We start from the raw sequence: 13027 nt of genomic DNA, 5'->3' as shown, positions 1-13027 counted from the left end.
ACCGTGGTGAACAGCGCTGCCCCCACCGTCGCGGCAGCAACGACCGCGACACGTCGTGTGCTGCCGGTCATTGGCCGACTCCGACGCCGGCACCGAATCCGGCACCGATCGTTCCGCCGACCGCCGCGCCGACGGCACCGGCCGGTACTCCGAGGATCGCCGCACCCGCAGCAGCTCCAGCGGCAGCACCCAGGGCGGTACCCGCCACTCCGCTGGTGACTTGCCCGATGATGGGAACCGGGATGACGATGCCGACGGCGGCCCCAGCTATTCCACCGACTGTGCCACCGATCAGCCCTCCGGCTACCGCGCCCACCGCAGCCGCGGGGGCGCCGAGCACGGTCGCACCGGCCGCACCGCCTACAGCGGCGCCGCCCAGGGTTGCGCCGCTGACACGGTCGGAGCGCCCGGCCGGGATACCGACCGAGTCCAGTGCGGTCGCGATCTGCGCTTCGGCACCGGCGGCGGTGTTGTTGATGGTGTCGCGGACTTCCACCGGCAACCAGTCCGGGCTCGGCGTCTGCCACTCCCCTACCCGGATCGTGTTCTCCGGCGGCACGATCGGCGCCACCGGCTCCACCGGAACAGGCAGATGCAGTTCCTCGATCCGCACCGGCTCCACCGGCTCATCGACCTCGGGGGCAGGACGGGCCTGCCCGGTGCGAATCTGTTGGGGCTGTTCGTAATACACCGGAGGCGACGGCTCCGGCGCCGGCTCGGGGGCCGGTTCGACAGGAGGCGGCGGCGGAGCGGGCGTTTCGGTGCCCGGCTGGGCCGGGCTGGTGACACCGCCCTGGTCGGCCACCGCGGCCGAAGGTGCACTCGCATGGGCCGTGGCAGGAGCTGACACGGCAACCGCGACAGGAATGGCGGCGGCCAGCAGCAAGGTGCTGCCGCGGCGAGTCAACCGGGCGCAGAGGTGAGGTTGTTCGGCGTTCGAGTAGGTGGTCGAAGGTGATTCAGGCATGACGGATAGACCCTTTCTCGATGAAGGGTTGAGATGCAGGAAGTGCCGCTGACGTTGCGCGGCAGACGAATTCGAGCCGCCCGCTTGGAGAGGCCCAGCCGGGCGGGCTGCCGCCCGGCCGGGGTACCTCTACGGGGCCGGTCTCACAGCAGGTGCAGGGCCAGGTTGAGCCCGTTGCCGGCCAGTGCCAGGAGGTTGCTGAGCAGCGCCAGCCCGGCGTTGATGTAGCTGGCGATCATGATGGGATCCACAGGGAAGTCCTTTCTCGAAATGCATGGAGTGGCTTGCACTTTCCATCCAAGCCACGAAATCCCTTGGGCCGCTAGGTTCTTAACTGATCGAGTTTTGATAGATCACAAAATGATCAGCTAGGGAAGAGCGGATTGTGCAGCAGATTCGCTTTGACGCATCAAGAAACGTTTCTTACCGCGCAACAGAATTCGCCTCCCACAGCGGTCCCATCGTCACCGGGTAGCCTTACCTATGAGGTTGTCATGAACATGCCTGTCCACCATTCGGGCAGCTGCAGGCTAGCTTGCCGCCCGAAACACCCTCTGGTAGACCTGGTCTCGTCACGAAGTCGAAATACTCCGTTCAAACCACTCAATCTGTGACTTCCGTCACTACCTCCCGGGGGGGAGATGCAATGAACGACCGAGTTTCACGACCCCACAAGGGACGTCAACGTCGACGTGCCCCCAACCGACCACAGGTCTCGATCCCCGACCTCGGTACCACCATCGGATGGATTCGAGACGATCTCGGCCTCACCCAGACCCAAGCAGCCGCAGAGCTCAACCTCAGCACCGTTCACCTGGGGCGTTTCGAACGCGGCGATTCCAAGCCGCCTTCCGACACGCTCGAGAAGATCATCATCGGCTTGCGCGTGGACAGAGCCATGGCAACACATCTTCGTGAGCTCGCCGCCCCCGCGATCACGCTGGCGCCACCCGATGCCTTGCGCAGGTATGTCCGAGCCGAGAAGTCGCTCATGCTCAACCTCGACCTGTTCCAATCCCGCGCGATACCAGCGGCCTTCATCGACCCGTTCTGGAATGTGCTGGCGCGCAACAACTTGTTCGCCGAGGTCTTTCCCGGTATCGACGACACCAGCTCGATCGCGGTGTGGATGTTGAGTGAGCAGGGCAAGAGCGTGGTCGCCGACTCCGAAGCCGAAGGCTCCTGGACGGTTGCGATGCTGAAATCCGCCCTGGGCCGTCACCGGAACGCAGCTCAGGCCGCAGAGCTCGTTTCCGTTCTGACACCGATCAGCGAGGCCCGGCGACTGTGGGCAGCCAGCGTGAGCGTCTCCTATGGGCGCGATTCACGGTGCCTGTTGCACGCCTACGATGCCGACCGCAAGCCGGTGTCCTACCTGCTGTCACTGACCGACGGGCTGCTCGCCCACCACGTCCAGCTCATCACGGTCACGCCTGAGGCGGCTTGTCCGCGACCGGAATTCAACTAGCCACCAGCGACATCCGGCTGGTGCGGCGGCGACACTACCGCTGCCGCACCAGGCGGATCTTGTGATCGGTCACAGAGGCGAAGTCGTCGGGCTGTGCGCGAGCGTCGGCACCAATTTCTCAGCGCTAGCAGAAAATTGGTGGCGAACTTCCACATTTTCAGGTTTCCTGGAGACGGGAAGAGTCATTGATCGGGCCGAAAGGTGCCCGATGCAATTTCACGCAAGCACTACCCATCTCCCTCTGCTCCCTCTGCGCGAGCGATTTCTCGCGGTGCTATCGGGAGTCATCGCAGCCCATCACCGCGGGCAGTTCCGGCCCACGGATATGAGCGCGCATGGCCGCGATTCGAACACTCCCCCTTCCGATTCACACAGCCTTCGGGACTGCCCGTTCCACCGCCTCTCGAAGAAGAACGCGAGTTTTCTCCGCGATTGCCACGCACTCCTGAGGTACGGCGGCCTGCACCGCGCACCGCTGATCGATGTCCACTACGACCAGCGCCGCACCGATGCATGACGATCCTTCGACCCCGAACCCGACCCCGGCGCCGCTGCGTCGGTGGGTCAACACGAGAACTGCCGCCGAGCACCTCGGCGTCCACCCAGAAGTGCTGCGGCGCTGGGCCCGCCGTCCAGGCCAGCACACCTGGCTACCCAAACCTATCCGAGTTGGGAGGGAATTCCGTTGGGACATAGACGAACTCGAATCCGCTCTGGCGAACTCGGGCGGCGAGCCACCCGAGCACGACGGTGAGCCGGGGTAGACCACCTAGGCCTCTCGGGGTACCCGGCAAGCCGATGCTCACCGAGATAGCCCCCGGCCATTGGAAGGCACGCATCTATATCCGTGACACCTCGGGCCGCCGCCGCGAGGTCGTCCGATTCTCCCCGATCAAGCTCAGCGCTCAAGGCCGACCACTACCCGACCGCAGCGGCCAACGCGCTCTCGACGCGGTGATGGCCGCCGCCGTCGCCATCCGTGTCGATCTCGATGACGAGCTGTCGGACTCGATCACCGTCAAGCAGCTGTGGGACCACTACCGCGACCACCTGGTTTCCCTCGGTCGCGCTGAGGGCACCCTCAGCCGCTACGACGAGGCCGCCAAGACCTTCGACAGTGCCTTCGGCGGCAGACGACTCTTCGAGGTCAACACCGCGACGGTGGAAGCCTTCCTCAAGGACGTGGGCCACGCCCGAGGCCCGTCGAACATGCGCACCGCACGCAACGTGCTCTCCGGCATGTTCCGGTTCGCGTGCGCAAGGACAGCCCTCGCTGTGAACCCGGTGCGCGAAGCTCGGATGGCCGAGAACGTCGAAGCCAAGGGTCGCACCGGCGGCGCGGGTGATCTGACCGTCGACGAGCTGCGCTTCATCCTGTCCTCGGTGCGCACCTCGCAGATCCCGTGTCCGCGCAAGCTGTCCAAGGCCGAACGCGAGCGGGGCACACCGGTCAAGGCCTACACCCCGCCCACGGTCGCCGCCTACTGCGAAGGCGCCGACCTCGCCGACGTCATCACCCTCTACGCCGCGACCGGGCTACGGCGCTCCCAGATGCTCGGGCTGGTCTGGTCCGACATCGACCTCGACGAAGCAACCTTGCACCCCGTCGGCAAAGTCGTCCGGGTCGCCGGCAAGGGACTCGTCCGGGTCACCGACGACGATGACCCGAAAAACCACACCGGGATCATGGCCTTGCCAGAGTTCGCTGTGGCGATGCTCAAACAGCGCAAAGACGCGATGGCAGCCAGGCGCAAATCATCGCCGCCGAAGCCCGGGGTCGAGGACCTGGATCTGGTGTTTGCCTCTGCGGTGTGGACCCTGCGTGACCCCCAGAACGTCGGTCACGCGTGGCAGCGTGTCCGGGAAGCGCTAGGTTTCGCCGAGGACATCACCCCGCACAGCTTCCGGCATGCCGTGGCCACGATCCTCGACGACGCGGGCCTGTCCGCGCGAGTCACCGCCGATGTCCTCGGCCATGTCGACGTGGCGATGACCCAGCGGTACTACATGGCGCGAGGACGCCCACACCGGACCGCGGCGAACGTCCTCGACCGCGCCATCGGCAGCACACCCGTGGATCTTGACGCCTGACCTACTCCGCTTCGGTGACGGTCACGCGCCGAGGCGTCGCCGAGGCCGGCGGGGAGGTTCCACCCGTCGCGCCTTGGCATCGCGCAGCTTGTTGATCGAAAAGGCCTGCGGCACAGATGTCGCCGACGATCTGATCAACGACTGTCTCGAGCTGCCAACTCGCATCGATGCGGACCTCGTCGACGAACGTCAACGGTTGCCAGCTGTGGTACCACTGCCCCATCTGGGTCGGCGAGAATTCCTGTGCTTGGGGCCTGCTCGCGTGCCGCCGGACGGTCTCTGCGAAGGACAGGTCGAAGCTGTAGAACATCGCTGATCCCGCTGACACCGAGAGACGTTCGAGCATCTCGCCGTACCGGTCCGCGTCGAGGATGCCTTCCACGATCACGATCAGCCCACGAGCCAGCCCAAAAGCAGCGACATGCTCGATCAGGTCGATGTTCACCGCGCCGGGGGCATCGGTCTCACGAAGCATCGTCCGCCGGACCACATCCTGCGCAACAACCAGGCAGCTTGCGCGCGCAAATCGTTGCTGTACTGCGCGTGCCACGGTCGTTTTGCCCGAGCCCGAGTTACCACGAAGCCCGACCAGCACGCCTCCCGCGCTGACTGGGCTGATGCTATGTCCGGCCACTCGGCTCCCTCCCACCACTCCTGATCACCGGATTTATGCAATGGCGAGCAAAGCGCGCGCCGGCGTCTCGCCCCCTACAGGCTGTCTGAGAGGAGCCGATGTGATGCTCAGCGGTCGTCACTGGTCAGGGAAAACACCGGTGGGGCGGCCCGCCGGGCCGCGGCACCCGCGCCTAGCGAATCCAGCATGTCACGCCAATATGCGCGCCAGGCCGCACGCATCGTGTCGTCGGCCAGGACCGAGTCGACCTTGACGACGCCAGTCTTGCCTTTTCGTCGAACGGCCATGGGGGCTCCTCGCCCCGTGCCAGACAGATGCGGGCAAGAATTGTCCGGCGAACGATGTCGCGTAGCCGGTCGACGGCGTACCCCAGCCGCACCAGGGTGTTCTTCTCCTCGTCCCGACTCGGTACGCATTCCATCGCGCGGAGTTTGCCGTTGAGTGACCTCACCGAGACTTCACCGCCGTGGACGATGCTCGATCGCAAGCTGTATAGCTGCTTCAGCTCCTCGAAGAGAACGGCGGCCGGATCATCATCGTGTGCCAACACGGCAGCGACGCGGGTACACAGTCGAAGAGTAAGACCTTCACCCTCGTTCGTGCCCAGAACCACCCCTTCCAAGGCGGTAGCGAGATCCACGATCTGTTCACCGTATCCGGTTGTGTCGTCCAGGTTGGCGAACCTCTTGAGCGCCTCCCCGAAGGAACTCAGCCACGTGTCCGGGCCAACGGTCTTCGATCGGGCATCAGCCACCAGATCGGTCAGCGCGGCGATCGCCGGACCTTCGCTCCCATCGAGGCGTGCGGTTCGACGCGTCGTCGTGACGTGAGAGTTCCGGGCTAGAAGTTCGAGAGAAGCTGGCTGGGCGGATATCCGGCTACTCGCTCCGAATACCTGATACATGCCTTGGACATTGGCACCGGTCAACAGACTGACACCGAGTTGAAACCGATCCAACTTGCGCTCGAGGTCGCCTGCTCCGAAGTAATCGAGGCCTGTTACCTGCTCGCGCACCATCAACAAGGCATGTGGAGGCCGAAACGTCTGGGTAAGATGCCGCTTCCAGGCATGGTCGGCATCGGGGATCTCCTTCAGGATTCGATAGTTCAGGTAGCCCTTTCCCTCAGGCACGATCACAACGCCGTTGATCTCGATCTCACTCCCCGACGCCGGCACCAGGTGAGAGATCTGGCGCGCCAACACCATGTCGTAGGGCTGTCCGGACAGCACATCCGTCAGCTGCACGATGGCGGCGGAGACTTCTGGCCCGAGCGGGTCATATGAACCAGCGTAGGAGCATTCCTGCACGCACAACTCCAAGAAGCTGGTCAGCAACCAGGAGGTCATCGACTCCGATTCACCATGCCAGTTGGTGTCCGGAGCCGCCGCGAGGACCGCTTCTGCAAGCCGTGCATACTCCGGCAGCTCTCGCAGAGGCAGCTCTTCGAAGTCGAGACCGGCCTGAAGATGCCGATGGGAGGTAGACGTGGGGATCGCACCCTCTGCCCTCAGCCTCTCGAAGCACACGGACACAAAGGCCCCTGCAAGCGAACCGATCTCGTTCATCGAACTCCTTGGGCGTCATGAGTGGACGTGCCAGTGTGGTTATGCCAGCGAATAGTGACACGACTTATCGGTGGATTCCGTCGGCGTCCAGCATGAGATCAGACCGATCCGATCGGTGAAATATGACGTCACCGGGACGCTGCGCAGAAGACCGCATCGTTGGCGTGTGCCTGGATTGTTGCCGGTGGCGGCCTGCTACCGCAACGCTTGAAGTGCGTGCAGCTGGTACCGGCCCACTTGTCGCACTGCAAGGGGCGAGTCCATCTATAGCTGCTGTGAGGGGATGGCCCTGTGGTCGGTCCCGAGTGCCGGTCAGGTTCACCGATCGAAGCCGCGGAATACACCGTCGTCGTCGACGCTGTTGGCGTAGTCCTCGAAGTCCATGTTGGAGAGGAAGAAGTTGACCTCGACCTCGGCCATCGCGAACGGCGCGATTCGGAAGACCCCGTCGCAGTCCCCTCGGGCATCCGCATCGCTAGTATCGACCGCCAGCAGTGGGTGTTCAGGGTCGGTCATCGTGGTGGTGTCGGCGAGGAACACATAGGTCTGGCCGTCGACGAGGTCCGCCAGTTCGGTGGCGGTCAGCCCATTGAAGTTCACATCGTCGACGGGGGTCAGCCCTGTCTCTGTGTCCTCGTCGTAGGACGCGATCACTGCCGCGAGGGTTTGGGCCCAGGCCGTGTCGTCGGTGAAGTCCGTACGGACCAGAAGCGATTCCCCCTCGGGCAGAAACCGTGCCATACACCAGATTGTGCACCACGCCAGCAGAACACCATGCGCAACAAACATCAGGACGTCAAATTCGCCGATGCGGAAATCCTCAGGTCCGAGGCGACGTCAGCTTTCACCGCTGAGTGACGCCACAGATCGCCGATAGAACCAGCCAGTGTTCCACGCAACCGTCAACGACCGGCATCGGTTCTGAACCCTCGCCCGTCGCCGAGAGGTGCACCGAAATACTTGGCGTCGGTTCACGCCGACAGCTCATAGCAGAACTCGGAGACGTCGCCGATCGACAACTCACGTTGGCGGCCAGTGCACTGCGGCGCAGGTCCCTATGGTGGCCGACGCGGCGCGTGAACGCCAGATGCAGGATCCAACTCATCAATCGATCCAACCGAGCCCGCTGGAGACTGACGGCGACTGTGATCCGACCCAGAGGAGTGATGCGGCCATGCTGGGAACGCGATGGGTGCGAATACCAGCAGGCTAGCGGCCCGAATTCACCCACGCGGAGGACGCCAGGCAATTTGTGGGGAGTTAATGGGGAAAACGAGTCAGGCCGGGCTCCGATGACTTCTCAGAACCCGGCCTGACCTGCACTTGTTGTGGAGCTAAGGGGAATCGAACCCCTGACCTTCTCGATGCGAACGAGACGCGCTACCAACTGCGCTATAGCCCCGTGCGGCTCTGGCGAACCGCGCTGTGACACTGTATCAGGCGTTGCGCCCGGATACCGAATCGGTACTCTGACCTGCTGTTCTAGCGTGGTTCGACCAGTTATTCGCCGACTGCCCTACCGAGGTCCTCGACCCGGGTGCGGAGGGCGCGCGCGGTGGCCGGATCGAAGGTTTCCAGGTGCTCGAACATCGGGTCCTCGTCGTCGGTGTCGAGCAGGCTGGAGCGCCGGCGCAGGGCGCGCGCGGTATCGCGGTCCATCGTGCGGCGGGTGGTGGCCGCTTCGGGCGTGGCGCTTTCCTCGCGGCGCTTGCCGCGGGTGAGGCGGGCCGCGCGCCTGCGGCGGATCTCCTCTTCCACGTGGACCTGCTTGCGCAGGTAGGCCAGGTAGCCCACGAGCACCGCCGTGGACAGCCCGCACGCCCACCAGAACATCGAGTTCAGCAGCAGGCCGAACGCGGCGAACAGGATGGTGGCGATGATGAGGCCGAGGACGGCACGCTGCCGGAAGCTGTAGCGGGCGGCGCGGGCGATGGCGTCGGCTTCGGGGTCGTAGCCGCCGCGACCGCGCCGGCTCGGCACGAAGTCCTCGTCGTCCTCGGCGTCGCCGTCGGGAGCGGGGACGTCTTCGAGCCGGGCCGGCGGGGCGGGGGGAATCCGGGCGGCCACCGCGGGATCGGCGGACTCGTCGTCGTCACCGGTCGAATCCGGCTCGGCTGCCGTGTCTTCGACAGCCTCGGCGGCGGAAGCGTCCGCCGCGGAGAGGTCTTCGGTGCGGTCCTCGGCGTCGTCGCGGTCCGCCTCGGACGCGGCTTCGAGTTCCGGTGCGGGGGTGAGCAACTCGTCGTCAGCTTCGGTGACGGGCTCGTCGGCCGATGTCGTCATCCGATCCTCCGAATCAGTACGGTGGGGGCGCTTGGTGAGCACACGGGGGCGGTAGTCGGGGTCACTGTCGTGACCGCCCGCCGCCCCGATGCGAATTCGTCGTTCAGCCCCGCCACGGTGCAGCACGCGCGTGGCGAGTGCGGCATCGGTGGTGCGGCGGATCCGGGGATGCCGGTCCGCCAGGATGGGGAACAGGACGAAGACCCACAGCACGACAAGCCCGATCCACAAGATCGAATTCGGCATCGCGGTCTTCACCTCCCGTCCCCGCCTGCGTGTTGTCCATCTGTGGACGCACTACCGACGTCCGTAGGTTAATTCGGGCGCGCCTGCCCGCGCGGCAGGCGCGCCGTGCACACCTGCCACATGAGTAACAGAAATTTCACGGCAGCGCCGCTCTACCCTCTCTGACCAGGCGGTCTACGACGGTGCTCAACACTTCCTCGACCGTCAAGCCCACCAGCAGGTGATCGCGCCATTCGCCGTCCACATCGAGGTAGCGGCGCAGCATGCCCTCCTCGCGGAACCCGACATTGCGCAGCACCGCCTGGCTGGCGAGGTTCTCCGGCCGCACCGTCGCCTCCACCCGGTGCAAACCGACCGGTCCGAAGCAGTGGTCGAGGCCGAGCGCGAGCGCGGCGGTCGCCACACCCTGTCCGCCGAGGTCCTTGGCCACCCAGTACCCGATCCAGGCCGAGCGCAGCGCACCGCGCACGATGTTGCCGATGGTCAGCTGGCCGCTGAACTGCCCGTCGACCTCGATGACCAACGGGATCATCGCGCCGCGGCGGGCCTCGGCCTTCAGGCTCGTCCACAGCGAGGGCCAGTTCGACGCGTGGTTGCGCGCCTCCCAGCTGCCGCGCCCGGTCGGCTCCCAGCGCTCCAGATGGTCGCGGTCGCGCAGCCGGATGCGGCTCCAGGCCGCGGCGTCGCGAAAGCGCACCGGGCGCAGAGTCACCTGCCCGGCCGCCACGTTCACCGGGCCGAGCCGTGCGGGCCAGCCGGGGTGCTGACCCGACCGGAATACGTTCATCGACTCCACGTTTCAGCCGCGCTGCGCCAGGAACGCCACCCGAACCTCGTCGCCGGTGCGGAACTCGGTGTCGTCGGGCTCCACGACGATCAGGCTGTTCGCCTCGGCCAGCGTGGCCAGCAGATGCGAGGACCCGCCGTTGCCGTTGCCCAGCGGCTGCACCAGGTAGTCACCGGTGGCCTCGTCGCGCAGCAGCTGCGCGCGCAGGTAGCCCTTACGGCCGGGCATCGAGGTGATCGGAGTGATGGTGCGGGCGTTGACGATTCGACGCATCGGCTGCCTGCGGCCCAGCGCGATCCGGATCAGCGGACGCACCATCACCTCGAAGACCACCAGCGCGCTCACCGGATTCGACGGCAGCAGGAAGGTGGGCACCTCGTCGCGACCGAGCCGCCCGAAGCCCTGCACCGAGCCGGGATGCATCGCCACCCGGTCGACCTCGAGCTCGCCGAGCCCGTCCAGCGCCTCGCGCACCTGCTCCGAGGCCCAGCCGCCGACCGCGCCGGCGATCACCACGACCTCCGAGCGCACCAGCTGCCCTTCGACCACATCGCGCAGCCTGCGCGGATCGGCGCTGACGATGCCGACGCGATTCACGTCGGCGCCCGCGTCGCGCGCGGCCGCGGCCAGCGCGTAGGAGTTCACGTCGTAGACCTGGCCAGGCCCCGGCGTGCGATCGATATCGATCAGCTCGCCGCCGATGGAGATCACCGACAGTCGCGGCCGCGGATGAACGAGCACCTTGTCCTGCCCGACCGCGGCGAGCAGACCCACCTGGGCGGCGCCGATGATGGTGCCCGCGCGAACCGCCACGTCACCGGGCTGCACGTCGTCGCCGATCCGGCGGACGTAATCGCCCGAACGGACCGGCTCGAAGACCTTGATCCTGGCGCGGCCGCCATCGGTGAAGTCCAGCGGCAGCACCGCGTCGGCCAGGGTCGGCAGCGGCGCGCCGGTGTCGACGCGCACCGTCTGGCGCGGCTGCAACCGGATGGGCTGGCGCGAACCGGCGACCACCTCGCCGACCACCGGCAAGGTGAGGTCGATGAGCTCGCCCTCCTCGTCGCGCACGTCGGTGCCCGCGGCGGCGACGTCGACGCTGCGCACCGCGTAGCCGTCGATGGCGGCCTGATCGAAGCCGGGCAGCGGTCGTTCGGTGACGACGTCCTCCGCGCACAGCAAACCCTGGGCCTCGGATATCGCGACCCGGACCGGCCTTGGCGCGACCGCGGCCGCGGTGACCTTGATCAGCTGATCCTCAACCGAGCGCATCGAGCTCCTGTGTCTATCGGCGTCTGCCTGCCTGTTGTTCTTGTCGCTACGCGTTCGGGGCCTGGGGGTCCCATTCCGGACTCAGCCGGAAATTCAGCCACTCACGCAGTTGCGGACCGTATTCCTCCCGCTCGAGGGCGAAATCCACGGCAGCTCGAAGATAGCCGCCCGGGTTGCCCAAATCATGGCGCGACCCACGGTGCACGACCACATGGACCGGGTGTCCCTCGGCGATCAGCAGGGCGATCGCGTCGGTGATCTGCAGTTCCCCGCCCGCGCCCGGCTCGATCCGGCGCAGTGCGTCGAAGATCACGCGGTCGAGCAGGTAGCGGCCAGCGGCGGCCAGCGTCGACGGGGCGTCGGCCAGTGCGGGCTTCTCGACCATGCCACGCACGCGCAGCACGTCGGCCTCGGCGCCCTCGGTGAGGTCTTCCACATCGAAGACGCCGTACGCGCTGACCTGCGACTTCGGTACGTCGATGGCGCACAGCACCGAGCCGCCGCGCTCGCGGCGCACCCGGCTCATCGTCTCCAGCACGCCGCACGGCAGCACCAGGTCGTCGGGCAGCAGCACCGCGATGGCGTCCTCGTCGTCGTCGAGGGCCGACTCGGCTTGGGCGATCGCGTGGCCGAGACCAAGCGGCTCCTCCTGCACGACCGAGGTCACATCGAGCAGGGCCGGGGCCTTGCGGACCTTCTCGAGCAGTGCGAACTTGCCGCGCTCGGCCAGCGTGCTCTCCAGCACCAGATCTTCGACGAAGTGCGCGACCACGCCGTCCTTGCCCGGCGAGGTGACGATCACCAGCCGGTCGGCGCCGGATTCGGCGGCCTCGGCGGCGACCAGTTCGATGCCGGGGGTGTCGACCACCGGCAGCAATTCCTTGGGCACCGTCTTGGTGGCAGGCAGAAACCGGGTTCCGAGTCCGGCCGCGGGGACCACCGCAGTGCGGAAACCGGAAGTCTTGTCTGTCATGCGTATACCCTATCCATTCTGCGTGGGCGTCCGATCGCCTTGGCGCGACGATCCGGCGTCGGCAAGAGCTTAGGGTGGTCGCTGTGGAGATGCCCGGTGAGCGCACCAAATATGCGTGGCGCGATCAGATCCTGGCCGAACGTGCCCAGCTCGGGGCAGCCGAGCACGCCGCGGAGGCGGCGGCGCTGGCCGCGCGGATCGCCACGCTGGCCGGGCCCGACATCGTGGTGTGCGCCTACGTCCCGATCCGGCGTGAGCCCGGCGACCTGCGCATGCTCGACGTCCTGCGTGAGGGCGACGCCACGGTGTTGCTGCCGGTGACCGGCGAGCCGGGACCGCTGAGCTGGGCACGCTACGAGGGACCGGACTCCCTGCGCAAGGCCCGCTTCGGCCTGCTCGAACCGACCGCACCGACCCTGCCGCCCGCGACGGTGGCCGAGGCCGCGACGATCCTGGTTCCCGCGCTGGCGGTGGACCTACGTGGGGTGCGGCTGGGGCGCGGCGCCGGGTACTACGACCGCACGCTCGACGCGGCCGACCCCGGCGCGCGCCTGATCGCGGTGGTCCGGGACAGCGAACTGGTCGAGCGGCTGCCGGAGGAGCCGCACGACCTGCGGATGGGCTGGGCGTTGACGCCCGGCGGCGGGTTGTGCGAACTGGGGCTTTCCCCGGAATGAAACCGCGATTGGCACGGTTGGCACTGTCGGCGGTAGAGTGCTAGATCGACGAGACCTGCGGA

At 66.5% G+C, this 13027-nt stretch carries 11 protein-coding genes and 1 tRNA gene; 3 read left to right on the top strand and 9 right to left on the bottom strand.

Annotated features, from left to right (window positions below; translation table 11 throughout):
- Nucleotides 1-67 precede the first annotated feature (67 nt).
- Nucleotides 68-967, bottom strand: coding sequence for a hypothetical protein (locus QH270_RS33780; protein ID WP_067641765.1), 900 nt, complete (start codon nt 965-967; stop codon nt 68-70).
- A 646-nt stretch (nt 968-1613) separates the two neighbouring features.
- Here QH270_RS33780 and QH270_RS33775 point away from each other — a divergent pair.
- Both QH270_RS33775 and QH270_RS33770 read left to right on the top strand, forming a co-directional pair.
- Nucleotides 1614-2435, top strand: coding sequence for a helix-turn-helix domain-containing protein (locus QH270_RS33775; protein ID WP_067641766.1), 822 nt, complete (start codon nt 1614-1616; stop codon nt 2433-2435).
- Nucleotides 2436-3233: 798 nt separating this feature from the next.
- Complete coding sequence (locus QH270_RS33770) at nt 3234-4526, top strand: tyrosine-type recombinase/integrase (RefSeq protein WP_067641767.1); 1293 nt, start codon at nt 3234-3236, stop codon at nt 4524-4526.
- A gap of 1 nt (nt 4527) precedes the next feature.
- Here QH270_RS33770 and QH270_RS33765 read toward each other — a convergent pair whose 3' ends face one another.
- The 8 genes from QH270_RS33765 to QH270_RS33730 all read right to left on the bottom strand — a co-directional run bounded on the left by QH270_RS33765 (nt 4528) and on the right by QH270_RS33730 (nt 12288).
- Nucleotides 4528-5160, bottom strand: coding sequence for an AAA family ATPase (locus tag QH270_RS33765; protein ID WP_167353315.1), 633 nt, complete (start codon nt 5158-5160; stop codon nt 4528-4530).
- A 172-nt stretch (nt 5161-5332) separates the two neighbouring features.
- Nucleotides 5333-6727 carry a HEPN domain-containing protein gene (locus tag QH270_RS33760; protein WP_280348799.1) on the bottom strand — a complete coding sequence of 465 codons (1395 nt, stop codon included), beginning with the start codon at nt 6725-6727 and terminating at the stop codon, nt 5333-5335.
- A 318-nt stretch (nt 6728-7045) separates the two neighbouring features.
- Nucleotides 7046-7468, bottom strand: a complete 423-nt coding sequence (locus tag QH270_RS33755) for a DUF6924 domain-containing protein (protein WP_067641770.1) — start codon at nt 7466-7468, stop codon at nt 7046-7048.
- Nucleotides 7469-8056: 588 nt separating this feature from the next.
- Nucleotides 8057-8129 (bottom strand) — tRNA-Ala (locus tag QH270_RS33750).
- 98 nt (nt 8130-8227) lie between these two features.
- Nucleotides 8228-9256, bottom strand: a complete 1029-nt coding sequence (sepX, locus tag QH270_RS33745) for a divisome protein SepX/GlpR (protein WP_280348798.1) — start codon at nt 9254-9256, stop codon at nt 8228-8230.
- 136 nt (nt 9257-9392) lie between these two features.
- A complete protein-coding gene (locus QH270_RS33740; protein ID WP_110039850.1) occupies nt 9393-10043 on the bottom strand; it encodes a GNAT family N-acetyltransferase in 651 nt (216 codons plus the stop codon).
- Between the two features lie 12 nt (nt 10044-10055).
- Complete coding sequence (gene glp, locus QH270_RS33735; RefSeq protein ID WP_280348797.1) at nt 10056-11315, bottom strand: molybdotransferase-like divisome protein Glp; 1260 nt, start codon at nt 11313-11315, stop codon at nt 10056-10058.
- Between the two features lie 46 nt (nt 11316-11361).
- The gene (locus QH270_RS33730) at nt 11362-12288 is read right to left on the bottom strand and encodes a UTP--glucose-1-phosphate uridylyltransferase (RefSeq protein WP_280348795.1); all 927 of its coding nucleotides are present in this window, start codon (nt 12286-12288) and stop codon (nt 11362-11364) included.
- Between the two features lie 89 nt (nt 12289-12377).
- On the opposite strand from QH270_RS33730, the gene QH270_RS33725 reads away from it, so the two are divergent.
- Nucleotides 12378-12965, top strand: coding sequence for a 5-formyltetrahydrofolate cyclo-ligase (locus QH270_RS33725; protein WP_280348807.1), 588 nt, complete (start codon nt 12378-12380; stop codon nt 12963-12965).
- Nucleotides 12966-13027 lie beyond the last annotated feature (62 nt).

This window comes from Nocardia neocaledoniensis (assembly GCF_029868625.1).
Classification (GTDB): Bacteria; Actinomycetota; Actinomycetes; order Mycobacteriales; family Mycobacteriaceae; genus Nocardia; species Nocardia neocaledoniensis_A.
This window is presented reverse-complemented; position numbering and strand designations above follow the sequence as displayed.